This window comes from Nocardia sp. PLKS1-43 (assembly GCF_059510335.1).
In genome coordinates, this window is record NZ_JCAJZQ010000009.1 from 1 (window position 1) to 25,610 (window position 25,610).

General features: G+C 66.3%; 22 protein-coding genes and 2 pseudogenes. 6 read left to right on the forward strand and 18 right to left on the reverse strand.

The features are described from left to right. Nucleotides 1-657: 657 nt before the first annotated feature. On the reverse strand, nt 658-1,197 hold the full coding sequence (locus AC5WS7_RS27415; protein ID WP_495957476.1) for a hypothetical protein: 540 nt from the start codon (nt 1,195-1,197) through the stop codon (nt 658-660). A 374-nt stretch (nt 1,198-1,571) separates the two neighbouring features. Further along, nucleotides 1,572-2,510, reverse strand: a complete 939-nt coding sequence (locus AC5WS7_RS27420; RefSeq protein WP_495957477.1) for an SDR family NAD(P)-dependent oxidoreductase — start codon at nt 2,508-2,510, stop codon at nt 1,572-1,574. 102 nt (nt 2,511-2,612) lie between these two features. On the opposite strand from AC5WS7_RS27420, the gene AC5WS7_RS27425 reads away from it, so the two are divergent. After that, the gene (locus tag AC5WS7_RS27425) at nt 2,613-3,458 is read left to right on the forward strand and encodes a helix-turn-helix transcriptional regulator (protein WP_495957478.1); all 846 of its coding nucleotides are present in this window, start codon (nt 2,613-2,615) and stop codon (nt 3,456-3,458) included. A 43-nt stretch (nt 3,459-3,501) separates the two neighbouring features. Further along, the gene (locus tag AC5WS7_RS27430; RefSeq protein WP_495957479.1) at nt 3,502-3,687 is read left to right on the forward strand and encodes a hypothetical protein; all 186 of its coding nucleotides are present in this window, start codon (nt 3,502-3,504) and stop codon (nt 3,685-3,687) included. A 708-nt stretch (nt 3,688-4,395) separates the two neighbouring features. Here AC5WS7_RS27430 and AC5WS7_RS27435 read toward each other — a convergent pair. Next, on the reverse strand, nt 4,396-4,899 hold the full coding sequence (locus AC5WS7_RS27435) for a winged helix-turn-helix transcriptional regulator (protein ID WP_495957480.1): 504 nt from the start codon (nt 4,897-4,899) through the stop codon (nt 4,396-4,398). A gap of 45 nt (nt 4,900-4,944) precedes the next feature. On the opposite strand from AC5WS7_RS27435, the gene AC5WS7_RS27440 reads away from it, so the two are divergent. Together AC5WS7_RS27440 and AC5WS7_RS27445 are read left to right on the forward strand one after the other, a co-directional pair. Then, complete coding sequence (locus AC5WS7_RS27440; RefSeq protein ID WP_495957481.1) at nt 4,945-5,388, forward strand: nuclear transport factor 2 family protein; 444 nt, start codon at nt 4,945-4,947, stop codon at nt 5,386-5,388. Between the two features lie 346 nt (nt 5,389-5,734). Next, the gene (locus tag AC5WS7_RS27445) at nt 5,735-6,415 is read left to right on the forward strand and encodes a TetR/AcrR family transcriptional regulator (RefSeq protein ID WP_495957482.1); all 681 of its coding nucleotides are present in this window, start codon (nt 5,735-5,737) and stop codon (nt 6,413-6,415) included. Here the strand turns inward: AC5WS7_RS27445 and AC5WS7_RS27450 are convergent. Together AC5WS7_RS27450 and AC5WS7_RS27455 are read right to left on the reverse strand one after the other, a co-directional pair. Further along, nucleotides 6,403-6,951: a hypothetical protein gene (locus tag AC5WS7_RS27450; RefSeq protein ID WP_495957483.1), complete on the reverse strand. Its 549-nt coding sequence runs from the start codon at nt 6,949-6,951 to the stop codon at nt 6,403-6,405. The two genes, AC5WS7_RS27445 and AC5WS7_RS27450, sit on opposite strands and share 13 nt — an antisense overlap. Before the next feature lie 931 nt (nt 6,952-7,882). After that, nucleotides 7,883-9,436 (reverse strand): wax ester/triacylglycerol synthase family O-acyltransferase, encoded by a 1,554-nt coding sequence (locus AC5WS7_RS27455; RefSeq protein WP_495957484.1) that lies wholly within the window; start codon nt 9,434-9,436, stop codon nt 7,883-7,885. Nucleotides 9,437-10,033: 597 nt separating this feature from the next. On the opposite strand from AC5WS7_RS27455, the gene AC5WS7_RS27460 reads away from it, so the two are divergent. Next, a complete protein-coding gene (locus AC5WS7_RS27460) occupies nt 10,034-10,165 on the forward strand; it encodes a hypothetical protein (RefSeq protein WP_495957485.1) in 132 nt (43 codons plus the stop codon). Nucleotides 10,166-10,267: 102 nt separating this feature from the next. Here AC5WS7_RS27460 and speB read toward each other — a convergent pair whose 3' ends face one another. From speB to AC5WS7_RS27500, 8 genes are all read right to left on the reverse strand, one after another. Continuing rightward, the gene (gene speB / locus AC5WS7_RS27465) at nt 10,268-11,212 is read right to left on the reverse strand and encodes an agmatinase (RefSeq protein ID WP_495957486.1); all 945 of its coding nucleotides are present in this window, start codon (nt 11,210-11,212) and stop codon (nt 10,268-10,270) included. A gap of 49 nt (nt 11,213-11,261) precedes the next feature. Beyond that, nucleotides 11,262-12,029 (reverse strand): class II aldolase/adducin family protein, encoded by a 768-nt coding sequence (locus AC5WS7_RS27470; protein WP_495957756.1) that lies wholly within the window; start codon nt 12,027-12,029, stop codon nt 11,262-11,264. Between the two features lie 8 nt (nt 12,030-12,037). Further along, nucleotides 12,038-13,252, reverse strand: coding sequence for an aromatic ring-hydroxylating oxygenase subunit alpha (locus AC5WS7_RS27475; protein WP_495957487.1), 1,215 nt, complete (start codon nt 13,250-13,252; stop codon nt 12,038-12,040). An 8-nt stretch (nt 13,253-13,260) separates the two neighbouring features. Further along, a complete protein-coding gene (locus AC5WS7_RS27480; protein WP_495957488.1) occupies nt 13,261-14,127 on the reverse strand; it encodes a sugar phosphate isomerase/epimerase family protein in 867 nt (288 codons plus the stop codon). After that, complete coding sequence (locus tag AC5WS7_RS27485; RefSeq protein ID WP_495957489.1) at nt 14,124-15,098, reverse strand: C-terminal binding protein; 975 nt, start codon at nt 15,096-15,098, stop codon at nt 14,124-14,126. The genes AC5WS7_RS27480 and AC5WS7_RS27485 overlap by 4 nt, the downstream gene beginning before the upstream one ends. A gap of 62 nt (nt 15,099-15,160) precedes the next feature. Continuing rightward, nucleotides 15,161-15,931, reverse strand: a complete 771-nt coding sequence (locus AC5WS7_RS27490; RefSeq protein WP_495957490.1) for an amino acid ABC transporter ATP-binding protein — start codon at nt 15,929-15,931, stop codon at nt 15,161-15,163. Further along, complete coding sequence (locus AC5WS7_RS27495; protein WP_495957491.1) at nt 15,928-16,671, reverse strand: amino acid ABC transporter permease; 744 nt, start codon at nt 16,669-16,671, stop codon at nt 15,928-15,930. The genes AC5WS7_RS27490 and AC5WS7_RS27495 overlap by 4 nt, the downstream gene beginning before the upstream one ends. Further along, a complete protein-coding gene (locus tag AC5WS7_RS27500) occupies nt 16,671-17,573 on the reverse strand; it encodes a transporter substrate-binding domain-containing protein (RefSeq protein ID WP_495957492.1) in 903 nt (300 codons plus the stop codon). Before AC5WS7_RS27500 ends, AC5WS7_RS27495 begins: the two co-directional genes overlap by 1 nt. A 186-nt stretch (nt 17,574-17,759) precedes the next feature. Here AC5WS7_RS27500 and AC5WS7_RS27505 point away from each other — a divergent pair, with 186 nt between their 5' ends. Then, nucleotides 17,760-18,692, forward strand: coding sequence for a winged helix-turn-helix transcriptional regulator (locus AC5WS7_RS27505; protein WP_495957493.1), 933 nt, complete (start codon nt 17,760-17,762; stop codon nt 18,690-18,692). Between the two features lie 161 nt (nt 18,693-18,853). Here the strand turns inward: AC5WS7_RS27505 and AC5WS7_RS27510 are convergent. The 5 genes and pseudogenes from AC5WS7_RS27510 to hydA all read right to left on the reverse strand — a co-directional run bounded on the left by AC5WS7_RS27510 (nt 18,854) and on the right by hydA (nt 25,603). Next, a pseudogene (locus AC5WS7_RS27510) lies at nt 18,854-20,303 on the reverse strand (NCS1 family nucleobase:cation symporter-1). A gap of 25 nt (nt 20,304-20,328) precedes the next feature. Beyond that, a pseudogene (locus tag AC5WS7_RS27515) lies at nt 20,329-21,821 on the reverse strand (CoA-acylating methylmalonate-semialdehyde dehydrogenase). Between the two features lies 1 nt (nt 21,822). Beyond that, nucleotides 21,823-23,145, reverse strand: a complete 1,323-nt coding sequence (locus AC5WS7_RS27520; protein ID WP_495957494.1) for an aspartate aminotransferase family protein — start codon at nt 23,143-23,145, stop codon at nt 21,823-21,825. Next, the gene (locus AC5WS7_RS27525; protein ID WP_495957495.1) at nt 23,142-24,167 is read right to left on the reverse strand and encodes a TIGR03842 family LLM class F420-dependent oxidoreductase; all 1,026 of its coding nucleotides are present in this window, start codon (nt 24,165-24,167) and stop codon (nt 23,142-23,144) included. Before AC5WS7_RS27525 ends, AC5WS7_RS27520 begins: the two co-directional genes overlap by 4 nt. 14 nt (nt 24,168-24,181) lie before the next feature. Further along, entirely contained in the window at nt 24,182-25,603 is a 1,422-nt protein-coding gene (hydA, locus tag AC5WS7_RS27530) for a dihydropyrimidinase (RefSeq protein ID WP_495957496.1), read from the reverse strand. Nucleotides 25,604-25,610: the final 7 nt, after the last annotated feature.

Below are 25,610 nucleotides of genomic sequence, written 5' to 3' on the forward strand. Positions count from 1 at the left end.
GGCAGGTCGGGACGATGCCGGGCAGAACGAACGGACCCCGCACCGGAGCGCTCTCCCCCGAGTTCGGGTGCGGTGCAGCGCCATCCGTCCACTCGCTGGCTTCGCTACGTCGAGCCCAACGTGTCACGGATCGAGATCGGTTCAGGGCCAGATGCTCTCACCCTCGGCTCCGGGACCGTGCACAATCAGTTTTGCGTGCGTGGCCCGAGATCACGGGCCTTGGCGTAACCGATATTTCGCGCGAACAGCCTTCCTGGCCCAACCAAGCGGGTCACCGTCTCGACGGACGCCACCGACGAAGAACCGGCGACGTGTGTTGCCGAGGACGTTGTGAAGGCATCCCAATATCGGCAACGGTGATGGGTAGGCCGACTACTCACGCCATCGCATAACGATTCACTGTCGTATCATTCCGGCCCATTGGTCCGCTGCCCGCGCCGCCCTTCCAACCACCGCGCTTGACCCGAACCGGTTGGACCTCCGTGGCAGAAGTCCCGTGACCCCTACTGAATCCGAGTACGAGCGAAAAGCGCGATACTGAACCCGAGTTCGAGACACGCCGATGATCGAGAACCTCTTCAATCAGAACCGAACAGGCACATCAGCGCTGAAGATGACTCGAACATTCACACGATCGCGGTCGCCGCGGAAAGTGGTTCAGGAGTACCAGCCCATCGGCCCGTCCACCGCGTAACCCGCTGCTTTCATGTTGGCGATGTCCGTGGCGTTGTCACGGAAGACCCGCCACTTCCCGTTGTTGCTGAAACGCAGCAGGCGGGTCTGGCCGGGGTGCTGAGCGCTGTCGATGTAGCCGAGAACGCCCTCGTCGGTGAAGCGGGAATCTTTGCTCTCGTTGGGTGACACCGAGAGCATGTAGGACGCGGCGTCACCCTTGTGCCGCAACCGGTGCACCGCCGTCGTTCCCGGGGCGGCCTTGGTGTGCAGGAAGCCGATATCGGCGGACTTGGTGAAGTGGTACTTGCTTTGCGCGCTCGCGGCCTCGTTGCGATCGAGCGTGTAGAACCAGCCCTTGTCGCCCGGGGTCTTGAATTCCTGAAGCTGAGCCAGATCGTCCGCCACGGGCCGGGCAGGAGCCGCCGAACTGAACGGAGACCCGCCGACCAGCGATCCGACCAGAAGTACTGCCGCAGCGGCGAGTCCGGCCGTGGGCGCGACGCGGATACGGTGCAGTTTCACAAGCTGACCTTTCGGAAGTTGTTACTACGCAACACGTGGCAGCGCGTTGTCCTGATGGTGCCGATGGCAGTATTCAATGCCGCTGCATCTCCCGCATCGGTTTCTGCATAGGTATCGGATCGGTAATCTACCTATATAGGCTTCAGTCGGGGCGTCGGTGCCGCGCCTACACAATCGACACATGGTCACGTGTCGGGACGAGCAAATCCCCTGTGCCCGATCGAACCCCGAACGCCACGCTGGCAAGCCATGCCGGAGCGTTGTCGAACACACCTCGACGAGGCGATGCCATCGAGTGGTTTCGTGGGCCGCGAACCCGAATTGGGCTCTGGCGACCCCCCGGATCGGCTGTGGCACGATCCGGGCGGTCGGTACTAACGCGCGGCGCGGGCGCGTTCCAGCAGCTCGGCGGTGGCCTCCCACAGACGGCGCTCGCGTTCGCGGTCGCGGGCGACCGGCTGCACCTCGGTGGGCTTGGTCTTCACCACGAACGCGCCGTCGCGCAGGTGTGCCCACTTGTCATCGAGAGCGATGGCGGCCAGCAGCGGTCCCGAGCGTTGCGGCGTCGACACGCCGGGTACACGGCCCAAGGCGCGGCCCAACGCCTGGGCCGCCTCGGGGGCGCCGCGGCCCAGCGCCGTGCCGGGCATCCAGCCCGGCTCGAACACCGACACGTTGATCCCGGCGCCGACGTGGCGCTGCAGCTCATGGGCGTAGTACAGGATCGCCAGTTTGGCGTTCGAATAGGCGACACCGGACGCTGCCATACTCGGGGCCTGCTCACCAACAGCCGGGCGGGCGAGCTCGACAGGGTCGGCCCACTCGGCTTCAGCGACACGCAGCAGCTTGCGCCAGAAGTTCGCGTGATAGGTGTTCGAGCCGAGCAGCACGACTCGCGCCGGGGCGGTGAACGAGCCGAGCAGATCGCCGATGAGCTGGGCGTGGGCGAGGTAGTTGACGGCGAAAGTCAGCTCGTAGCCGTCGGGTGAGGCCCGCCTGGTGTCGGCCGAGACAGCGCCGGCGTTGGCGACCAGCGCGCGCAGCGGTCGTACGGCGCCGGCGGCGAGCAACTCGCGCACGGTAGCCGCGGCCGCACGCACGTCGGCCAGGCGCGACAGGTCACAGCCGATCTCGTGGACGTGGGCGCCACACGCGCGGGCTTCGCCGGCGACCGCGGTCAGGTCCGGCCCAGGACGGCCGACCAGCAGCAGATCGGGTCGCTGCCCGTGCGCGCGCTCGGCCATGGCCAGCACGGCGTGGCGTCCCAGGTTGCGAGTCGGGCCGGTGATCAGAACAGTTCCGGGTTCGGTCATAGCCCCAGCCTGCCGCGACGGCCGGGCGCAGGCAGTCGTCCGGTTTTCGTAGGACTGCCAGGGCCAGGACAACCGGACGCGCGCTCGCGCAGACTGGAGTGCGTGCAAGCGTGGGAATTCGGTCCGACGGTGCGCCGCTGGCGCGACCGGGTGGCACCGGAGGCGGTCGGCGTGCCGGTGGGGCGCCGACGCCGGGCCAGCGGGTTGCGCCGCGAGGAACTTGCCGCGCTCGCCGGTATCTCGGCCGACTACCTGACCCGCCTCGAGCAGGGGCGCGCGACCTCGCCGTCGGCACAGGTGGTGGGGGCGCTGGCCCAGGCGCTGCGTCTGTCCGGCACCGACCGCGACCTGCTCTACCGCCTTGCCGGGCACGCCGCGCCCGGCCCGGACGTCGTGCCATCACGGATACCCCCGAGCGTGCACCGGCTGCTCGACCGACTCTCGCACACCCCGGTGGTCGTGTACGACGCCGGCTGGACGCTTGTGCTCGCCAACGCGCCCTACGACGCGCTCATGGGCGACACGACCACCTGGCACGGCCTGGAACGCAACGCCGTCTGGCGCAACGTCGCCCGCCTGCCCGCACGGGTCGTGCACACCCCCCAAGAACAGGCCGAGCACGAGGCCCGGCTCGTGGCCGACCTGCGCCTGACGGCCTCGCGCTACCCCGCCGACCGCGCCCTACGACGCTTGATCACCGACCTGGCCTCCGGCAGCCCGCGTTTCGCCGAACTCTGGGACGCAGAGACCCCACCGCCCTCGACCGAACCGTCCAGGCACAAGACCATCAACCATCCGGCGGTCGGCCCGATCACCCTCGACTGCGACACGTTGTTGGTCGCCCTGGACGACCTGCGCATCAGCGTCTACACCGCCGAGCCCGGCACCGACGACGCAGACCGCCTGGCCCTCGCCATCGTCCTGGGCACCCAGTCGCTAGCGCTGTGACGCGAACCAACGCCACCCAACCCTCACACAGGCGACTGCGGCCGTGACGAAGCTCGTCGACGCGTGCGTGGCCGATGGAACCATCGCTTCCGGGCATGACCCTGCCGACATCATCATGTTGATGAGCTTTCTGTGGCGGGTCCTGAACGACGACGAGGGTGCCGCGCAGGGGCGACGGCTGATCTCCGTCGTTTTCTCCGGTCTGAAACAAGCGCCGCAACCGAGCTGAAATAGCTGGTTCGGTGACGAGTGGACCGCTTTCGTGGCCGGAATTTGCCACGGACGCACTTTCGCCATCGGCGAAACGAGCGAAGGCAAGTTGGATTCCGACTGGACGGACTGGCAGCCTGCACGTCGAGCGACAACCGGACACGCCGAATCGCTGCGGGCATGTCCGCGACAACAGCAAAACTCCGTTCGACAGTTCGGCCGAAACGTCCTGTATTCGGTAATACCGCGCACCGCCAGCGTCGAGCACTTCGTCTACGTCCACCCACAGGACCCGCAGCTGGCATGCTGGCCTGGCTCTGCTCGTCGGCCTGTCGAAAGAGTGGGTTTCGTTTGTCCGGATCAGGAAGCCGATAGTTGCCCAGTGACCTGTGGCCTGGGGCATAGTCGCCCCGCACCCTGGGAATCCGTTCCCCATGTTCACGGGTGTTCCCGGCGGGGCGCCATGCGGATGGTATCGGTACTGGCCAGTGATTTTGCTGGGGGCGCTGACGGTTGATGCGGGATTCGACTATCGGAATCCGGATTGATGACTGTTGCCTGCATCCGTCGCCTCCGTCGGTGGCTGCCCGTCGTTCGACGGGCAGCCGTTGTCTGGGAAGCTCTGGCCGGAACTGCTGCGGAAGCTGTGAATGGCCGAAAACCGCTCGATAAGCGTGGCATGCGCTCAGTTGTGCCAGATATCGCTAAGCCCGTGAGTGCGGAGTATTCACTCGTCCGAGGTGCTCAGCACGGTAGCGACGAGCGCGGTGCCATCGGCAGTCCGACCACCCGGGCCCGGTTGATACGCAACGGATTCGGCGGTCAGCGCACCGCCGCAGCGGTCACATGTCACCGCAGCATTGGTTTGCTGGTCGCACGCATGGTGCCGCAGGGTCAGTGGTGGCCCCTGTTCTCCGGATTCCCATCGATCACCCCACGCCATCAGCGCGAGCAGCGCCGGGATGAGGTCCTGTCCTTTGTCGGTCAGGTGATACTCGTAGCGGTCGGGCCGCTGGTCGTACAAACGACGCTGCAGCACACCTCCATCCACCAGCCGCTGCAACCGCTGACTCAACACGTTGGTGGCCACACCGAGGTCGCGCTGCAGTTCCTCGAACCGGCGCAGGCCCAGTGCGGCATCGCGAAGCACCAGCAGCGCCCACGGATCGCCGACGATCGATGCCGATCGCGCGATCGAGCAGGCGATCTCATGGAAGTCTGTTCTCGCCATCACCAGTCCCTTGCTTTTAGCAACCTAGCTGCTTAGAGTGCGTTTATGTACCATGTCATCGTACGATTCCTGGTCCGGAGAACCTGGCGCCGCACCGGCTCCGGCGATTACGACGCCGCGGTGTCGATGGCCGCACCCGATCTTCGGTTCCGATTCCTCGGCGATACAGCACTGGGTGCGGATCTACACGGCCCGGAAGCGTTCCGGGACTGGTTCACCCGATTCGGCCGGCTTCTGCCCGGCGTTCACCTGGAACTGGTGGACGTGGTAGCCAACGGCTGGCCGTGGAATACCAAGGTGGCGACCCAGTTACGCGTCACCGGGACCCTCTCCGACGGCACTGCATACCACAACACCGCAATGCAGTGGCTCACCCTGCGCTGGGGCCGGCTCGTGGATGATCTCGTCCTGGAGGACACGCTGACATTGCAGCGCGCCCTGAACAAGCTGCAACAACCCCGGCTGGAAGCTACGGCTGATCCGCGGTAGCGGCTTGTTAATTGCCTCGCTGACCGAAGTATGCATCGCAACGGGTAGGGCCCCGCCCGCTCGTCGGCATTATCGAGCATCGCCAGCGTCGAGCGCTCCGTCTACGTCCACCTGCAGGATCTGCAGCCGGGTGTCGTTCGGCTCGGCCCATCGCCCAGGTGGAGGAGTGGGTTTCGTTCGTAAGAAGTCGGTGGCTTCGCAGCGGCGAACGTTGCCGTCGAGCGCAACGACGGAACGCCCGGCGGCCGCCTTGGAGCCGGACGCCGGTCCTGGGTTGCGGGAAGAGGGGCGTTCAGCTCGGATCGCGTGTGCGGTGTCGGAATCACGGCTGGGTACGGTGGCTGTTGTGCCCCGAGAGACGTTGACCAGGGACCAGATCGTCACGGCGGCGGTGGCAGTGCTGGACGCCGAGGGTGCGGCCGGGTTGAATGTGCGCCGGCTCGGTGCGCAGTTGGGTGTGGCTGCCACGGCGATGTACTACTACGTCAGGAACAAGGACGAGTTGGTCACTCTCGCCGCGGATACGGTCTGGCAGGAACTGACTTTGCCCGATCCGGCAGTGGCCGAGTGGCGTTGTGCCGCCACGTTACTGGCACGTGAGCTGCAGTCGATGATCTCCAGGCATTTCTGGCTATTACCTGCCATGAGTACGCACCTGATCTATGGGCCGGGCAAGGCCCGGTTCGACGACTGCTGCCTGGCGGTGTTCGAGGGCGCCGGGTTCGCCGAGGCGGACGCGGACCATGCTGCCGCGACCATGCTGATGTTCGTTATCGGCGCGGCACAGGGATCGGCCGCCGAACGCGCCTGGCAGGCCCGGATGCGCCGCAGCGGAGTCGACGAAGACGCACGACAGGCCGAGACCAGGGCCTCCATCATCGAGACCGCGCAGCAGTTCCCTCGGCTCCTCGCACGGCTGAAGGCATCTCCGGACAGCATCGAAACCCTGCCCGGCGACACGGGATTCGAGTTCGGGTTACGCACCGTGCTCGACGGGCTGCAGGCCCGGCTGGATCACGAGAAGTAACGGCCGGCCGAGGGTAGCGCGAGCAGCACGATCACCGCGAGCGAGCCCGCGGTGGCCAGCAGCCACCGCGCCACGATCGCCGGTCGATACCACAATGGCAGGGTGTCGACTCCCGCCTGCAGCACCGCGCCGATGTCGAGTCCCCGCACCCGTGGATCGTCGAGTTTGGCGAACGCGGACACCGTCATTCGCATCGCGAACACCTGCATGGTCGTGACGAAGCCGACTCCGAGCAGCACGAGCGGCTCCGCCACCCACGACAGCACCCGCCCGATCCCGAACCCGGACAGATTGAGTACCGACAGCACGATCAGCACAGCTGCGATCGCATACCCCGCGATGAACGCCCCGCGCCCCTCCTCTAACCGAACCCCGTGCTCGGCAAGCACCTCCGGCGCTACCCCACGCCTCACCACTTCCGCGTCCATCGCGCGCTGAGCCCGTGGCCCGGCGGATCGGTACGAACCCAGCATCACCACGAACGACCCCGCCAACCCCAGCTGCAACAGACACGCCATCGCCACGGCAACGGACACGACACCTCCCGACTGTTTGAACTAAGATAAAATCGAGGCTACCGGCATCTTCAACTTTGCTCAACTCATGAACTTGCAGCTTTCATCGAAGATCGTTCCGAACATGGACAGCGACCCAGTTCGCCTGGGACTGTCTGAGATCCGGCTCTGGTGCACATTCGGTGGTCACGGCACTGCCGCCATTCCGCAGTCTTGAATGAGGCATGAATGACTTTGCCGTAGTGGGCGTTTCAAGCGGCCGTCGTGATGTGCCGCCCACCGGACCGCCGGATAGGGCGCGACCACCGAATGTGCACCAGAGCCCAGAAACTTGTGTACGACATGCCTCGGCTGTGGACGCTGAAGCGCGGAAACGGTTCGTATAACTACACACAGAGTAATAAAGCCGCAGGTCGTTGACCTGCGGCTTTGTTACTCTGTGGACCTTGGGGGAGCTTACTATAACCTGAAAGCGCAGGTAGAAGCCCTGGAAGCGCTGCGCCGGAAACTTCCCGACCCCACCGCACCCGCCCCGTCGCCCGCTGATCGACCCAAATCCGGCCGGGCTCGTCAGCTTGGTACCGATCAGGTTCAGGAACTGATCGACGGATACAAGGGTGGGGAGACGGTGTACCAGTTGGGTGCTCGGTTCGGTATCGAGCGGCGGACGGTCAGCGAGATCCTGCACCGGCATCGGGTGCCGATGCGTCGCCGTGGTCTGACGTCCGAGCGGGTTGATGAGGCCGTGCATCTTTACGGGTTGGGTTGGTCGCTTGTCAGGGTCGGTCGGTATCTGGGTGTTGACGGTATGACCGTTCTGAACAGGCTCCGCGAACGAGGGGTTCCTACGAGGGATTCCCAGGGCCGACCCCGGGCGTAGTCGACTGTCGCAGGTTCGTGCCCCCAGCGGGGCACTGTGAACACGGGCACGTGGATGACCTCCTCAGGTCGGTTATGGTCGGCAGTCACGAGCAGTCGGTAGGGGTCGCCAGGGGCCGAGCCAGGGATGCAGCTCGGTCAGCGCATGTTCGAGGTGCCGGGCGATGTCCCCGACGTCGGGAACGGCGTCGGGGCAGGCGAGGATGCCGAAATCGAGATGTCCGTCGTAGGACATGACGGTGATGTTGAGGCTGCCCGACAGCTCGGTCAGGACCGAGACGGGGTAGCTGGCCAGGACGCGGATTCCGTTGAGGTACAAGGGTATCTGCGGTCCCGGAACGTTCGACACGATCAGGTTGGCCAGGGGTAGGGCGGCTGCGGCGGCTCGGAGCAGGGTTCGGGTCGGCATGCCGTGTCCGACCGGTGTCAGCAGTGCGGTGATCTGGTGGAGCAGGGTCGGTGGTTGCGTACCGAACCGGTCCTTTGCCGCGAGTAGATCGCTGTGCAGGAGTTCGAGTCGATGGTGCGGGTCGGGTTCGGTGATCGGTAGCGGCGAGAGCATGATGGAGAACTGGTTTCCCGCGCAGCCGAACTGTTCTGGAGTTCGCACCGATACCGGCACCGCGGCCAGTAGCGGCCGGTCGGTGGGGATGGCGTGGTCGTGCATCCAGCTGCGCAGGGCCGAGGTGCACAGTGCCATCACCACGTCGTTGACGGTGCCGTTGACCGATTTCTTGATGGACTTGATCTTGTCCAGCGGCAGCGAGGTGTACGCGAGACTGCGAGCGGCGGTGGTCGGGCCGTTGAACGGCACATCGGGATGCTTGTGGTGCAGATCGTCGCGGGCACGCAGGAGCGCCGGCCCCGCCTCGAGCATGGCGTGTGCGCGCGTCGATTGCCGGGTGACCGCGTTCGGGACGCTGCGGGCGAGCATTTCGATGGCGGAAGGGGTCCGGTCGCGGCGCATGCCGGCGGCGGGTAGTGGTGTGGCGGTGGGTGTTTCGGAGATGTCGAGGACTGCTGCCATGATCTCTGCCGCCGAGACGCCGTCGATCACGGCGTGGTGCACCTTCGTGTAGACGGCTTGGCGTCCATCGGTGAGTCCTGAGATGAGGTGGCATTCCCACAGTGGGCGAGATCGCTCGAGTGGTTGGGCGTGGCGCCGCGCGACATACGCGGCAAGGTCCCGATCGGTCGCGCCGTCGTGCAGCAGTACCTCGCGGACGTGGTAGCCCAGATCGACGGTCGCACAGTCTTCCCAGTACGGCTGGTCGAGACCGAGCGGGACGGTGCGCACGCGGCACCGTAGCGGTGCCACCAGGTGCAACCGAGCGGCGAACAATCGGCGCAGTGACTTGATATCGAGCGGGCCGCGCGGTGCATCGGCGGAGTCGAGGAGCATGAGCGCGCCGACATGCAGTGGCGTCGAGACCGATTCGCTGTCCAGCAGGTACAGGTCCAGTGCACTCAGTTGCCGTGGCTTTCCGAAGATCGCCGCGTGCGGAATAGTCGTTGCCGAAGGGGGCCGTATCGCGCCCGCTCGGTCTGTGCCCAGTGCTTCACCCGGCGTCTCGATGCGCACGGTCGTGCCACGACCGTCGAGAACTGTGCTGTCCGAGCTGCCCATGAGTTTGCTCCCGATCGTGTCGGTTCCGGGAAGGGATTCGCCGAGGTCGGGGGTAATCGCACCGCATTGATCCCGGATATCTTGCGTGACACCGCGTATCGCGGAGCGGGGCCCGATACAGCGTTCGCGCATCGTTGCTCGAACCGAAGAACTGTCTCGACTTCCGAGACCGTGGGTGCGAGTCTAGTTTCGATCGCGGGTTCGTAGGCTGGGCGAGAGTTACAGCTCGTTAAGTGTGTGCAAACAACCAACGCGGGACACTGTCCAGAGCGGTCGTGGCGTGGGTGAGCACGTCTGGTTGTGCCCGACGATGGAGTAATTGGTGGATACGCCGCGGCATCTGAGCCATGATGACGGGCGACCGAGTCTGTTTGAGACATCTGATGCCGAGCCGACGGTTTCAGTTGATGACGCGCCGCGGCTCTCGAGGGTATTGAATGATCGACTGTTTACGCCGCCCTGAAATCCGGTGAGATACACCTATAGCAGCCAGGTGCGATCACTCATAGCCGTGGGAAAGGTTGTCGAGCGTGCCGCAACTCGGATCGGCCATCTTCTTCCATCACGATGACGAGCGAGGCAGCCACACTACTGTCGGTGGATCTGATCGGCAACGACGTGCTGTCCCTCAGGCAGTCGGTCGTGCAGATCATCTCCGACCTGCTGAATGGCGGCGGATACGGTGGTGGCGGTGGAGCCGTCCCGCCGGGACAATACCCGCTCGGATAACGCCCCCGCGAGGTCCATTCGCCACATCGGTCCTCCTCGCAACGAGCATCCGCACCGTGGCGCGGTACCGGTTGCACCTGCTGGTAGCGGGGGACCGAATGTTCATCGCGGAAAGGTCCGCACAGCCATCGCGGACAGCAGTTCGTATGCCACATGGGCAGCGGCGATACCGGTGATCTCGGCGTGGTCGTAGGCAGGGGCCACCTCGACGATATCCGCGCCGACCAGGTTCGCCTCGCCGAAAGCCCGGAGCATGTGCAGCAGCTCGCGGCTGGTCATCCCGCCCGCCTCGGGCGTTCCGGTACCGGGGGCGTGGGCCGGATCCAGCACGTCGATGTCGACCGAGACGTACACCGGCCGATCCCCGATCCGCGCGCGCATTCGCTCGACGGCCGCCGCGATGCCGTCGATCTCGATCTCCGGACTGGTGACCGCGGTGAAGCCGAGGCCGCTGTCGGCGGCGAGATCCCCCTCGCCGTAGAGCGGCCCGCGAATGCCGATGTGCATACTCGCCTCTCGGTCGATCAGCCCCTCCTCCGAGGCACGCCGGAACGGGGTGCCGTGCGTGTGGGACGCGCCGAAGTAGGTATCCCAGGTGTCCAGGTGGGCGTCGAAATGGACGACCGCGACCGGGCCGTGCCGTCGTGCGGCCGAGCGCAGCAGCGGCAGGGCGATGGTGTGGTCGCCGCCGATGGTCAGCAGCCGGGCTCCGGATCCGGTGAGAGCATCGGCGCCGCTTTCGATCTCGGCGATGGCCGCGGCGATATCGAACGGATTGCAGGCCAGATCGCCCGCGTCGCATACCTGCAGCGAGTCGAACGGTGCGACGCCGACCGCGGGGTTATAGGGGCGCAGCAACTTCGATGAGGCGCGCACATGTCCCGGCCCGAACCGGGCGCCCGGACGGTAACTCACCCCGCTGTCGAACGGGACACCGATGATCGCTATGTCCGCGGCGCCCACCTCGTCGATGCGCGGTAGCCGCGCGAAGGTCGCAGGCCCGCCGAAGCGCGGCACGGTAGTGGCATCGACCGGTCCGATCGTCATGGTCGGGATCTCCTCAGCGGTAGCAGGTTGGGTACGGGCGCAGGCGAATTCAGTCCGCGTAGCCAGGGTCGATCCGGTCGAGCAGCCGCAGCAGCGCCGCCCAGGCCATGTCGTAGGCCTCGGGGTCGGTGAAGTCGTCACCGATGTCCGCACCGGCCAGTTGCCGGGCACTGCGCTCGCAGACATCCGCAGCAGGCAGGTTCAGCGTCCCGGTGGCCGCCGCGCTCACCTGGATCTCGCACGCCCGATTCAAATAGAACATGCGCAGAAAAGCCTGTGCCGCAGTCGTTCCCACGGTCAGCAACCCGTGGTTACGCAGGATCAGCGCGGGGTGCACACCGAGATCGGCCACCAGGCGAGCCTGTTCGTCCAGCCTCAGTGCAACGCCCTCGTAGTCGTGGTAACCGACCCGGTCGTAGAACTCCATCGACATCTGGTTCACCGGCAGCAGCCCCTCGGCGGTCGCCGCGACCGCACACCCCGCCCGAGTATGGGTGTGCAGCACGCAATGCGCGTCGGGCCGGGCGGCGTGCACCGCGGCGTGAATGACGAACCCGGCTGGATTCACCGGATGTCCGGTCTGCCGCAGCGCAATCCCGTCCGGGCCGACAACCACCAGGTTCGAGGCGGTGATCTCCTCGAACAGCAGGCCGTACGGGTTGATCAGGAACCGCGGTTCGGGTCCGGGCAGGCGCAGCGAGATGTGGGTGAATATCAAGTCGGTCATCCCGAAGTGCGCAACCAGGCGATACACCGCCGCCAGCTCGCGCCGCAACCGCAGTTCGGTTGTGGCGCCGGACAGGGACTCCGGGTCCATCAGGTGCATCAGTACCCTCCCATCCGCTTCGCCACGCGCTGCTGAAACAGCGCGGTGACCTGATCCCAGTGCGAGACGAGGTTGGTCGCGTCGGCGGCCGGTGAGTGCCGGCCGGCCTGCAGGCGTTGCAGGATCGGCAGATCCTGCTCGTTGACCCGCCACAGCACCTCGGTCAGTTGCTCGCGCGCGGGCGCGAATTCCGCACCGGCGGCGGCGGAGTCGACGAAGACCGCCATATGTTCCACGGTGCGATCCGGCGCGAGCGGGTGATATCCGATCACCTGGAACCAGTCGGCCTCGAGGAACAGCAGCGCATTGGGAAAGACGCAGAAGATGTCCTGGCGCTCGAGCCGTTCCGTGGGCACATCCCCCAGCCATGGCAGCACCCGATCGGTCTTGTCCGCCTTGCCCACCGCCCCGCGCGGGTAGCTGCCGCCCATGATGTCCGGATGCAGTGCCACATCGTCCACGTCCAGCGCGGCGGTCACGGCGCCGACCTGCGGGTGCACGAACGGAAGGTGGTAGAAGTCGAGGAAGTTCTCCACCACCAGCTTCCAGTTCGCCGCTACGTCGTAGCCACGCTCCCCGGCCAGGTGCAGGCGGCCGAAATCGATATGGTCCCAGCGGGCCAGCAGCGGCGCGAGCCGCTCTCCGAAATCCCGCGCACAGACTTGCGGATCGGTATCGGCCGCTGACAGATCGACGAAGACCATGCCCGCCCAGACGTGGCAGGCCACCGGCAGCAGGCCGAGCGTCGCGGCTACTTCCGGCTCCACCTTCGCCCCGCGCTCGCGCCCGTAATACGGTGCGGTGGACAGTGATCCGTCCAGCCGATAGGCCCAGCAGTGATAGGCGCACTGCAGGCGCCGGTGCACGACCAGCGGTTCCTCGGTCAGGGCCATCCCGCGATGACGGCAGGAGTTGTGGAACACCCGGATCCGGTCGTCGTCACCGCGAATCATCAGCAGCGGTTTGCCACCGATCGTGATCGGATGCACCGCACCGGGTTCGGTGAGCCAGTGCGCGTAGCCCGCCCACACCCAGCCGGCCGAGAAGAGGCGGTCCTGCTCGAGCGTGAACTCCGCTGCTCCGGTATAGGCGCGGGCCGGCAACAGCGCACGGCCGTCGGGCGGATCCGGCAGCGGGCCGTCGACGACGACGTTCCCCAGCGAAGTGGTCCGTCCGGGCAGCGGACATACCGTTTCGCTCGTGTGACTCGACATATTTCTCCTCAGGACGAGATCCGCCCGCGGTGGGCGGCGGCGTATGCGGCCATCGCGCGCTCGCGCAGGGTCAGGGTGTCGGCCCACCGATCGGACAGTTCGCGGCCGTCGCGGTCGGTGATGGCGTAGGGGGTGGTGCCGAGTTCGGTGCAGAACAGCACCGGTTCGGAGTCGGCCGTGCTCGCGCGCCGCTCCAGGATGGCGTCGAAGGCCCGGACCCACCATTGCTCGAACAACGCTTCCCATTCGCGGTGCTGCGGGAAGCCGAGCGGAATCTGCACCTGGCAGCGGGTGGCTATGCGGCCCTGCACCGATTCCGTGCGCGCGAACAGCCGATCGAGGTGGCCCTCGATCTCCGCGGTGGGCGGCACCGGGAATTCGCTACCGCAGACGTAGTGCGACAGGTCGATCGCGAGCCGCACCTGCTCGTCGAGCTCGCCCAGCAGCCGTGTGGTGCGGCGCATGTCGTCGGTGAGTGTGTTGCGGTGCGTCTCGAGCTGCATCGCCACGCCCGCCTCCGCACATCGGCGGAACCAGCGGTGCACAGCGCTGACGACGGCGGCATCCTCTCCGAAAATACAGCCGCACACCACCATCCGGTACGCGCCGACGCGTTCGGCGTACCGCAGTGCGGCATCCAGATCGACATCGCTGGAGACGAAGGCGAAAACCAGCGCACCCAGCCCGCGTTCACGCAGTAGCGGAGCCAGGACGGCCGCCTCGGGCCGGCGGCGAGCACCCAGATCCACCGCCGCGCCATCGAATCCGGCCGCCGCCAGCCGGTCCAACTGCTCACCGAGCGTCCACGGCTCACCCCGGTACGGCAGGTCCTCCATGGCCCACAGCGAGTTGTAGATCTCCAGCGCGACAGTCATCGAGGCCCCCGCGGACTCACACCGCCCCGGATCGAGGGCGGCTCGGGCGGACATCCGGTGCGCTGCCAATGCACGACGTTGCGCGCCTGGGTCAGGATGTAATCGCGGGCCGTGACATCGGACAGGTATGCCACGTGCGGGGTCAGCAGCACATTCGGATGTTCGGCGAGCCGGTCACCGGCGGGGGGCGGCTCGGTGTCCAGGACATCGAGGGCCGCGCCGGCGAGGTGGCCGAGGTCGAGCGCATCGGTCAGCGCCCGCGCGTCGATGATGCCGCCGCGCGAGACGTTGATCAGCCAGGAACCCCGGGGCATCCGTCCGATCAGGTCGGCGTCGAAGAGCCCCGAAGTGGATCCGGTCAATGGTAGATGGATGGACACCACATCCGAGCGGGCGACCAGATCCTCGAGCGACGTCCCGGTGACACCGGGCACGGTCCGGCCCGGCCGGTCGAAGCCCAGGACGGTCTCGACCGAACCAACCGCGAATTCGGCGACCGCGGCGCCGATTCGGCCGAGACCGACCAGCCCCAACGTCAGCTCGGACAGGCGCCTGGGACCGTGAACCGGACGTTCCAGCCAGCCGCGCCCGCGCAGCGCGAAGAAGTCCAGCCGCCGCACCGCGGCCAGGATCAGAGCCCACGTATGGGTGGCCACCTCCGCGGTCGCGATATCCCCGACGGTCGCGACCCGGATACCTCGTGCGGCAGCGGCATCCACGTCGATGCCGTCATAGCCGCGGGACAGCATCGAGATGATGCGCAGCCGCGGCAGGCGCGCGAGCAGGGCGGCATCGATCGGCGCGAAACCCGCCAGCAACGCGGTGGCCCGCGCCGCGGCGGCGGCGATCTCGCCGGGATCGTGAGTTTCGAGCACACGGACCTCGAATCCCGCGGACTCCAGCAGCGCCACCCCGGGGCCAGGATCGAGGTCGCTGACGTCGGTGTAGACCGCCAGTGGTCTGTCGGACATGGTTATCGGTCCTCGCGGGAGTCGGCGGTTTCGGGCTGTAGGTGACGCAATGCCGCTGCGCCTCAATGGATGTGGGACAGGAATGCCCGGGTGCGCTCGTGTGCGGGCTGGGTGAAAAACTGCTCCGGCGGGGCCTGCTCGACGATGCCGCCCGAGTCGAACAGCGCCACCTCGTGCGCCACCCGGCGCGCGAAACGAGTCTCGTGCGTGACCACTACCATCGTCATCCCTTGTGCGGCGAGATCTTCCATTACGGAGAGCACCTCGTTGACCAGTTCCGGATCCAGCGCGGAGGTCGGCTCGTCGAACAGCATCACCGACGGCTCGAGCACGAGCGCCCGGGCGATGGCGACCCGCTGCTGCTGCCCGCCGGACAGCTCGGAGGGATAGTGGCGCGCATGCCCGGCCATGCCGACTCGCTCGAGCATCGCACGGGCCCGCTCGGCGGCCTCGGACCTGCTGAGCCCCCGCACCGCGGTCAGCCCGAGCATGACGTTGTGCAGCACGTCCAGATGCGCGAACAGGTTGAATCGCTGGAACACCATTCCGATATCGGCGCGCTGGCGAGCCAGTCGCCGCTCGGGCATCGGCGCCCGGTTCCCGCCGCGACCCGTCTCTACGCCGATCTCTCTGCCGTGCAACAGGATCGAACCTTCATCGGCGTGTTCGAGCAGCGACATCAGCCGCAGCATCGTGGATTTGCCGGATCCCGAGGGGCCCAGCACGGCCTTCACCTGCCCGGGCGCGATGGCGAAGTCGACACCGTCCAGAATCAGGTTGTGGCCGTAGCTCTTGCGCAGACCCACGGTCTGCAGCAATGGGGTGGCGTTCACACCGTCACCGCGTCTTTCTGTGTAGCAACCTTCCGTAGGTCGGCCCCGGGCGCGGCGGCCCCCGTGGACACCCATCGATACCGGCGCTCGATGAGGGTTTGAAGGGCCATCAGGGCACTGACGATCACCAGGTAGTAGACGAGTGCGGCGCTGTAGTACTCGGCGTAGCGGAAGGTCACCGAGACCTGGTTCTGAGCGCTGGTCAGTAGTTCGCGCAGCGAGATCACCGAGGCGAGGGAGGTGTACTTGAGCATCGCGATGAACTCGTTGCCGGTCGGCGGCAGCGCCACCTTGACCGCTTGCGGCAGAACGACCTTCAGCAGCACCCGATGCGGCGGCAGGCCGATCGCACGCGCCGCCAGATGCTGCCCCTCGTCCACGCTCGACAGCGCCGAGCGCAGAATCTCGGCCATATACGCGGCCTCGACCACGGCGAATCCGAGGAATCCGGCGATGAACGGGGTGAACCAGCTCTCCCGGAGGCTCGGGAACAGTTGCGGCCCGGCGTTCCAGATGATCAGCAACACCAGCAGCGTCGGAATCGCCCGGAAGAACCATACATAGGCGCCGCCGAGCGCCCGCAGCACCCGGTTCCGCCCGATCCGCATCAGCGCCACCCCGAAACCGAGCAGGGTCGCCACCACCATCGAGACGGCGGCCAGCGCCAGCGACAGCCACGCGCCGTGCAGGAATTGCGCCGAGGTCAGCGCTGTCCAGAAGATGTGGGTGTCGAACGTCATCACGCGCCACCGCGCTGGATCCGCGCCGGGTCGAGCCCGTACTTGGTGGCCAGTGCGCCCAGCGTGCCGTTGCCGGCCAAGGTCGCGACGGCCGCGGCCACCGGCTTGCTCAGCGGCGAGCCCTTGCGGGTGAAAACACCGAATGTCGTTTCCGTGGAGAAGATTCCGGGTGCGGACACCAGTGCGCCACCGGACTTCGCGACCATGTCGACGGTCGCGACATCGGTCTCTATCAGCGCATCGGCCTTGCCGTTGGTCACAGCCGCAACGGTTTCCGCTGTCTTCGGATACGCCTGTACGGTGATCGGCGCCTTGCCCGCCGCGGTGAACTTGACCGAGAGCTGGTTCAGGGTCTTCTCGTTGGCGCCACCGCCCTGCACGGCAACGGTCTTACCGGACAGGTCGTCGGCGGACTTGATCCGGGAATCCCCGGTCCGCACGATCAGGCCGGGGCCGGTCTGCAGGAAGGGCGCCGCATCGGCCACCGCGGTGCGTTCGGGGCTGACGTACAGCGCCGACCACAGCACATCGCACCGCTGGGCCTGCAGCGCGGGCATGAGCCCGTCGAACGAGGTGACCTGCCAGCTCACCTTCACCTTCCACAGATCCGCCAGGGCCCGGGCGCCGTCGGAGTCGAAACCGGTCGGATCGGTGGTGTCTGCGCCCTTGAAGTACTCCATCGGCGGATATTCCGGATCGGTACAGAACCTGACCTCGCCGCCACGGATCAGCCCGGCGGGCGCCGCGCCGCTGGCCGCACTTCCGGCGGATCCGCCACCGCAACCGGCGATGAGCAATGCCATACCCGATCCCATCGCCACCAGAACCAGCTTTTTCATCTGCTCAATCTCCTGCCAGTGCTGCGGCGTTATGGGCAACGTTCCCGCGCCGATCATGCTCATCTCGATTGAGTAGCACCATAGAAACTGCGATAGGTTCAGTCCAGAGGGGAAACTGGACTGAATACATCACTGATTGATATTTGGAAAAGATGATCGGTATGCCAACGGAAATATCAGCATCGACAGGAGGAAGATCTTGATGATAGGAGAATCAGCAGTGGTCCGGTCGTTGATTGTTAAGTTCCGGTGACCGGGCCCGCGACCTCGGCGGGGCAGGATCTGGATGCCCGCATCCTCGACGAGCTCCGCCTCGATGGGCGCATCGGCCGCAATGAGCTCGCCGCCAAACTGGGCGCCTCCAGGCCGACCGTCTCCAAGCGGCTCAACGCGCTGCTGACGAGCGGCCGGGCCCGGGTGGTCGGCGTTGTGCATCCGGCCACCATCGGCCTGGAAGCCCTTGCGCACGTATCGATCAACGTCGATCAACCGGTGCGGCAGGTGGCCGCGCGGCTGGCCGCGCTCGCCGAGGTGCCGTATGTCTCGCTCACCAGCGGCCGCTATCCCCTGCTCGCCGAGATCCGCACCCTGGGTCCGGTCCAGCTCGCTGCCGCGCTCGACCGGATCCGCGGCATCGACGGTGTGCGCGAGACGAATACGCTGACCTACTCCGATCTGCTCATCGATGTGGGCCGGCCGGAGAGAGCCTCGGAGGCGCCGATCGACGGGCTCGATATGCGGCTGCTCGAGGTGCTGCAGGCCGACGGCCGCGCCTCCTACGCCACCCTCGCCGCGGCCGCCGAGACCTCACCCGGCACGGCGCGGCTCCGGGTCAAGCGCCTGATCGAGGAGGGGGTGGTGCACATCGGGATGTTGTCCGGTGTGGCCCAAGGTGATTCGGAGTTCGCGGTGGGGTTCGGAGTGCGCGCGCGTGGGCACACCGCGAGCCTGGCGCCGCTGCTCGCGGAGATTCCCGGCCTGCATTTCCTTGCCGCGACGATCGGGCGCTTCGATCTGGTCGGGACCGTGCACGCGGCGGCTCCCGACGAGATCGTCGTCGCCCTCGATACCGTGCGCGCGCTCCGGCCGGTGCTCGAGGTCGACAGCTGGGTCCACCTGGTGACGGTCAAGGAGCGTTACGCGAGCGTCCCCGTACTCACCCGGATTCGCAAGGAGAAGTGAGGTTTTCCGACCTCGGAAATCCCTGGAGACACGCCTTGGTTCAGCGCGAATTCAGCGCGGACCGGTGCCGAGTTGGATCTTCCGGTGTGGGTGGTTCATCGGACCGCCGGGGAAACGACACCGCCCGAGGGGCGCAGCGTCACGATCAATCAATGCCCGGATTACGCTGCCGCGGTGCGCCTCCCGGTGCTGAGCGCGTACATGATGCCCGCGCCGAGCGCCGCGCCGATCGGCCAGGACAACGCGGTCACGTACTGCGAGTGCGGGACCAGGGCCACCGGCACGCCCACCACACCCGAGATCACCAGGGGCGCTCAGCGCGCGCGGGTTGAAGCCTCGGGTGTAGTGGTAAATTCCTTGGGGCGCTTCGGAATACAGGTCGGCCACTACTGTGCGCTGGCGGCGGATGAGGTAGTAGTCGACGATCAGGATGCCGAACACCGGTCCCATCAGGGCGCCGACGCCGCCGAGGAAGTAGACGATGAAATTCTGGTTCTCCCACAGCTTCCAGGGCAGCACCAGGATCGACAGCACGGCGGTGATGATGCCGCCGGTGCGGAACGAGATGTATTTCGGTGCGGTGTTGGAGATGTCGTAGGACGGGGAGACGAAGTTCAGCACCACGTTGATGCCGACCGTGGCGATCGCGAACACCGCCGCGGCGATGATGACGATCGTATCGCTGTGGATGTGCGCGACCAGCTCCACCGGATCGGACAGCACCTTGCCGTACACCTTCAGCGTGGCCAGTGAGATGACGATCGATATCACCACGAAAGCGGTCTCGTTGAACGGAATACCCCACGCGTTGCCGCGCACGATGGCCTTCCTGCTCGGCGAGAAGCGCGCGAAATCAGCGTAGTTCACCAGCGGCCCCGCCATGAACGCCACCATCAGGAAGGCCACTCCCACGAACGCGGCAACGGTCTTGCCGCCCGACAGCGCCGCACCCGCGCGCGAGCCGAAATCGATACTCCAACCGGCCTTTCCGAGAATCCAGATCGCCAGCGCGAGCATCCCGATCCACACCACCGGCCCCGCGAAATCCGACACCCGGCGCACCACTTCCATACCGTAGGTGATGACCAGCAGTTGTACCGCCCACAGCACCAGGAACGAAATCCAGCCCAGCGTGGATAGTCCCAGGAATTTGTGCGCGGTCAGCGATTGCAGTCCGGGCGCGACCCGCAGGAGCAGCACGATCAGGGCGGTGGAGGCCAGATATGTCTGAATGCCATACCAGAAGATCGCCACCAGCGCCCGCAGCAGTGCCGGGATGTTCGCACCGAATACTCCGAACGCGCCGCGCGCGAACACCGGGAACGGCACGCCGACCTTCTGCCCGGCGATGCCGATCAAATTGCTACCGCCCCACAGCAGCAGCACGCCCACGAACAGTGCCAGCATGGTCTGCCAACCGGTCAATCCGAGCGCCAGCATGCCGACCGCGAAACCATAACTGCCGATGCTGTGCGCCGAGGTCATCCAGAGACAGAACAGGTCCCAGGTGCGCCAGACTGCATTCTCGCTGGTGGTGGGCGTCAGATCCGGATTGACCAGCGCCGAGCGTTCCGGTGTGCCCTCGGGCTCTCGAACCTGTGTTTCCGTCATCGAAATTTCCTATTCTTCCCGGGGGCTAGCTATTCTGCGGGAACCCGAGATTGATACCGCCGTGGCTCGGATCGAGCCAGCGTGAGGTGACCGCCTTCTCCCGCGTGAAGAAGGAGAAGCCGGAGGGCCCGTAGGCCATGGCGTCGCCGAATATGGACGCCTTCCAGCCGCCGAAGCTGTGATAGGCCACCGGGACGGGAATGGGCACATTGACTCCGATCATCCCGACGGTCACCTGGCGCTGGAACCGTCGCGCCGCACCACCGTCGTTGGTGAAGATGGCAACCCCGTTGCCGTACGGTGACGCATTGATCAATTCGATGCCCGCCTCGAAGCCATCGACCCGCACGACCGACAGCACCGGGCCGAAGATCTCGTTCCGATAGACCTCCGAGCCGGTCGGCACGTTGTCGATGAGCGTGGGGCCCAGCCAGAAACCGCCTGCCGCGCCGTCGAATTCGCCCTCGCGGCCGTCCACGACGATATCGGCTCCGTCGCGCGCGGCGATGTCGAGATAGCCGGCGACGGTGTCGCGGTGCGCGCGCGTGATCAGCGGGCCCATATCGCAGCCGCGGCGGCCGTCGCCGGTGCGCAGCCCGCCCATCCGCTCGGCGATCTTGGCGACCAGGTCGTCGGCGATCGAGTCGACCGCCAGCACCACGCTCACGGCCATGCATCGTTCGCCGGCGGAACCGAATCCGGCGTTGATCGCGGCGTCGGCAGCCAGATCCAGGTCCGCGTCGGGCAGCACCAGCATGTGGTTCTTCGCCCCGCCCAGGGCCTGCACGCGCTTGTCGTGCGCGGAGGCGGTCTGATAAACGTAGCGCGCGATGGGGGTGGAGCCGACGAAGGAGATCGCGGCGACGTCCGGGTGGGTCAGCAGCGCGTCCACGGCCTCTTTGTCGCCGTGCACGACATTGAGCACACCCTGTGGCAGCCCCGCCTCGGTGGCAAGTTCGGCGAGCCAGTTCGAGGCCGAGGGATCCTTCTCGCTGGGCTTGAGCACCACGGTGTTTCCTGCGCCGATCGCGATCGGGAAGAACCACAGCGGCACCATCGCCGGGAAGTTGAACGGGGTGATCAGGCCGACCACGCCGACGGGCTCGCGTACCGAGTACACGTCCACGCCGGTCGAGGCGTTCTGGCTGAACTCACCCTTGGTCAGATGCGGCATGGACAGGGCGAATTCGACGACCTCGAGGCCGCGGGCGATCTCCCCGGCGGCGTCGCTGAGCACCTTGCCGTGCTCGGCGGTCAGGATCTGGGCCAGTTCGTCCTTGCGGCGTTGAGCATTTCGCGGTAGGTCAGCAGAAATCGATGGCGCGTGGCGATCGAGCTGTCGCGCCAGCCCGGTAGGGCCGCGGCGGCCGAGGCGACCGCCGCGCTGACGTCGGCGGCGGTAGCCATACGCACCTCGCGCTGCGTCGTGCCGAGCGCGGGATCGAAAACTGGTGCGACGCGGTCGGATTCACCGGGCCACGGCTTGCCGTCCACCCAGTGGTCGAGGATATCTGCCATCTCATTCACCTTCCTGCGATCCGGTCAGCACCTCGCGGAGTGCGGACGCGGCGGTCTTCACCTCGTCGGCGGTGACCACGCACGGCGGAACCACGTGAATTCTGTTGTCGGCCCCGAACACCAGCACCCCGCGCTCGGCCAGCCCGGATTTGAGGCGCGCCATGGCGTCCGCAGGCAGCGGGGTGCGCTCGGCGCGGTCGGAGACCAGTTCGATCGCCCAGAACACACCCTCACCGCGCACGTCGCCGATGAGCGGAATGTCCTGTGCCAGTTCGGCAAGCGCCGGACCGATCGCCTCGCGGCCGATCCGCGCGGCATGCTCGACGACGCCCTCGGCCGCCATGGCATCCAGCGCGCCCACGATCGAGGCGCAGGCCAGGGGGTGCCCACTGTAGGTGAGCCCGCCCGGGAACACCCGCTCGTCGAAGGTGTGCGCCACCGCATCGGAGATGATGACGCCGCCTACGGGCACATAGCCGGAGTTGACCCCCTTGGCGAAGGTGATCAGATCCGGCTCGCCGCCGTGGCCCTCGAACGCGAACCAGCGCCCCGTGCGGCCGAACCCGCACATCACCTCGTCGAAGATCACCAAGATGCCATACCGATCGGCTATCTCGCGGACCCCGGCGAGATAGCCGGGCGGCGGCACCAGGATGCCCGCAGTGCCGGGCACACTCTCCAGCAGGATCGCCGCGATCGTCTGCGGCCCTTCGGATTGCACCACCCGCTCGAGATGGTGCAGCGCACGCTCGCATTCCTGCTCGGGCGAATCCGCCCAGAAATCACTGCGATACAGGTAAGGGCCGAAGAAATGAGCATGGCCGCGGGCGTATTCGTTAGGCATGCGCCGCCAGTCGCCGGTCGCAACGACCGCGGCGCCCGTATTGCCGTGGTAGGAGCGGTAGGTCGACAGGACCTTGTCCCGGCCGGTGTGCAGGCGGGCCATGCGGATGGCGTTCTCGTTGGCGTCGGCGCCGCCGTTGGTGAAGAACACCTTGTTGAATCCGTCGGGCGCGAGGGCGGTGATCCGCTGGGCAGCCTCGCCGCGGGCGAGATTGGCCTGTGGGGGGCCGATGGTGGCCAGGCGGGTGGCCTGCGTGGTGATCGCCTCGATCACGGCCGGATGCTGGTGCCCGATATTGACATTCACCATCTGGCTGGCGAAGTCGAGGTATTCCTTACCCGCGTGGTCCCAGACCGTGGTTCCCCGCCCGCCCGCGATCACCACCGGGTTCAGCGACGCCTGCGCCGACCAGGAATGAAAGACATACCGGCGGTCCAGATCATAGGTGTGGGCATCGAGATCCGTTTGCGTAGAGGTCATTTCGGCACCTGCACAGCCGTCACCGCCGGAGTCAGCTGCGGGATGATCACATCTCCGTATACGCGCATGGTCTCTTCCTTGTTGTCGTGTTGCAGATAGCCGGCGAACTGGTCGACCCCGAGCGCGGCCAGCTTTTGCAGCTTCGCGACGTGCTCGGCGGGGGTGCCCAGAATGCAGAACCGGTCGACGATCTCGTCGGACACGAAGTCCGCGTGGGTATTTCCGGCGCGGCCGTGCTGGTTGTAGTCGTAGCCCTGCCGCCCGGCGATGTAGTCGGTCAGCGCCGCGGGGACCTGTCCGTTCGTGCCGTAGCGGGCGACGATATCGGCGACGTGATTGCCGACCATGCCGCCGAACCAGCGGCACTGCTCGCGCATGTGCGCGATATCGGTGCCGATGTACATCGGCGCGGCCACACAGATTTTCACCGCGTCCGGATCGCGCCCCGCGGCCGCAGCGGCGTCCTTCACGGTGCGGATCATCCATTCGGCGATATCGAGATCGGCCAGCTGGAGAATGAACCCGTCGGCCACCTCCCCGGTCAGCGCCAGTGCCTTGGGCCCGTACGCGGCCACCCACACCTCGAGCTCCGAACCGGTGCTCCACGGGAATTGCAGTGTGCGCCCGTCGCATTCGACGGGTCGGGAGTTGGCCAGCTCCCTGATCACGTGGATCGAATCGCGCAGCGTCTTCAGCGTCGTCGGGCGCCCGCCGCCCACCCGCACCGCCGAATCGCCGCGGCCGATACCACAGATGGTGCGGTTGCCGTACGCCTCGTTGAGCGTGGCGTAGGTCGACGCCGTCACCGCCCAGTCCCGGGTGGCCGGATTGGTCACCATCGGGCCGACCGTAATCCGCTTGGTCTCGCTGAGGATTCGGCTGTACAGCACGTATGGCTCCTGCCACAGGATGTGCGAATCGAATGTCCACACATGGCTGAAGCCGTACGCCTCGGCCAGTTTCGCAAGATGCACAGTGCGCGCCGAAGGCGCATCACACTGCAGCACAGCACCGAATTGCATGGCTGGCTCCCTCTCTAGATCAGATATTGACTCAGGTCGCGGCGCACGAAGCGCCCATCGCCCTTGCGGCCCAGGTACTTCCCGTCGTCGATGACGACCTTGCCGCGCGAGAGCACCGTGTCGACGTGACCGTCGATCTCGAAACCCTCCCAGGCCGAGTGATCCATGTTCATGTGGTGGGTCTTCTCGAGGCCGATGGAGGTGTGGCCGTTGGGGTCGTAGATCACCACGTCGGCGTCCGCGCCGGGCGCGAGCACACCCTTACGGCCGTACAGTCCGAACATGCGCGCCGGTGTGGTGGAGGTGATCTCGACCCACCGCTCGAGGGTGATCTTCCCGTCGACCACGCCCTGATACATCAGGTCCATCCGGTGCTCGACCGAGCCGATGCCGTTGGGAATCTTGGAGAAATCGCCGATCCCCATATCCTTCTGCCCCTTCATGCAGAACGGGCAGTGATCGGTGGCGACCATCTGAACATCGTTGGTGCGCAACGCCTGCCACATATGATCCTGATGGTGTTCGTGCTTGGACCGCAGCGGGGTCGAGCACACCCACTTTGCGCCCTCGAAACCCGGTGCGCCCAGCTGATCCTCGAGTGACAGGTATAGGTACTGCGGACACGTCTCCCCGAACACGTTGCGGCCCCGGTCGCGTGCCGCGGCCAGCTGTGCCACGCCCTGCTTCGCCGAGACGTGTACGACATACAGTGGGGCGCCGGTCAGATCGGCCAGCATGATGGCCCGGTGGGTGGCCTCCTCCTCGAGCTGCCAGGCCCGCGCGATGCCGTGGTAGTACGGATCGGTCTTGCCCTGTTCGAGCAACTGGCCGACGAGAACGTCTATGGCGGGCCCGTTCTCGGCGTGCATCATCGTCATCAGACCGGTGGACGCGCCGGTCTGCATCGCGCGCAGGATCTGCGCGTCATCGCTGTAGAACACGCCCGGATAGGCCATGAACAACTTGTAACTGGTGATGCCCTCGTTCGGCAGGTCCCGAAGCGCCTGCAGCGAGGCATTATTGACGTCGCCGACGATCTGGTGGAACGAGTAGTCGATCGCGCACTCGCCAGCGGCCATCTTGTGCCAGGTGGCGAGGCTGTCCTGCAGCCGTTCGCCGAACTTCTGTACCGCGAAGTCGATGATCGTGGTGGTGCCGCCCCAGGCCGCGGCGCGGGTGCCGGTCTCGAAATCGTCGGAGGCGGTGGTGCCGCCGAACGGCATCGACATATGGGTGTGCGCGTCGATACCGCCGGGCACGACATACTTGCCGGTGGCGTCGATTACGGTGTCGGCGGTTTCCCTCAGGTTCGCGCCCAGCACGGTGCTGTCCGGCTCGAGCAGCGCGACGATCCGCTCGCCGTCGACGAGGATGTCCGCGTTCGTGCGGCCGGTCGAGGAGACGACCGTGCCGCCGGTGATCAAAGTGGTTGGCATGCCAGTC

Excerpts from the sequence above, each read along its gene's own strand:
- AC5WS7_RS27495 (WP_495957491.1), bottom strand. The coding sequence starts at position 16,671 with ATGACGTTCGACACCCACATCTTCTGGACAGCGCTGACCTCGGCGCAA.
- AC5WS7_RS27455 (WP_495957484.1), bottom strand. The coding sequence starts at position 9,436 with ATGGGCAGCTCGGACAGCACAGTTCTCGACGGTCGTGGCACGACCGTG.
- AC5WS7_RS27500 (WP_495957492.1), bottom strand. The coding sequence starts at position 17,573 with ATGAGCATGATCGGCGCGGGAACGTTGCCCATAACGCCGCAGCACTGG.
- AC5WS7_RS27525 (WP_495957495.1), bottom strand. The coding sequence starts at position 24,167 with ATGCAATTCGGTGCTGTGCTGCAGTGTGATGCGCCTTCGGCGCGCACT.
- AC5WS7_RS27440 (WP_495957481.1), top strand. The coding sequence starts at position 4,945 with ATGTACCATGTCATCGTACGATTCCTGGTCCGGAGAACCTGGCGCCGC.
- AC5WS7_RS27470 (WP_495957756.1), bottom strand. The coding sequence starts at position 12,029 with ATGGACCCGGAGTCCCTGTCCGGCGCCACAACCGAACTGCGGTTGCGG.
- AC5WS7_RS27435 (WP_495957480.1), bottom strand. The coding sequence starts at position 4,899 with ATGGCGAGAACAGACTTCCATGAGATCGCCTGCTCGATCGCGCGATCG.
- AC5WS7_RS27420 (WP_495957477.1), bottom strand. The coding sequence starts at position 2,510 with ATGACCGAACCCGGAACTGTTCTGATCACCGGCCCGACTCGCAACCTG.
- hydA (WP_495957496.1), bottom strand. The coding sequence starts at position 25,603 with ATGCCAACCACTTTGATCACCGGCGGCACGGTCGTCTCCTCGACCGGC.
- AC5WS7_RS27475 (WP_495957487.1), bottom strand. The coding sequence starts at position 13,252 with ATGTCGAGTCACACGAGCGAAACGGTATGTCCGCTGCCCGGACGGACC.
- AC5WS7_RS27485 (WP_495957489.1), bottom strand. The coding sequence starts at position 15,098 with ATGTCCGACAGACCACTGGCGGTCTACACCGACGTCAGCGACCTCGAT.
- speB (WP_495957486.1), bottom strand. The coding sequence starts at position 11,212 with ATGACGATCGGACCGGTCGATGCCACTACCGTGCCGCGCTTCGGCGGG.
- AC5WS7_RS27520 (WP_495957494.1), bottom strand. The coding sequence starts at position 23,145 with ATGACCTCTACGCAAACGGATCTCGATGCCCACACCTATGATCTGGAC.
- AC5WS7_RS27480 (WP_495957488.1), bottom strand. The coding sequence starts at position 14,127 with ATGACTGTCGCGCTGGAGATCTACAACTCGCTGTGGGCCATGGAGGAC.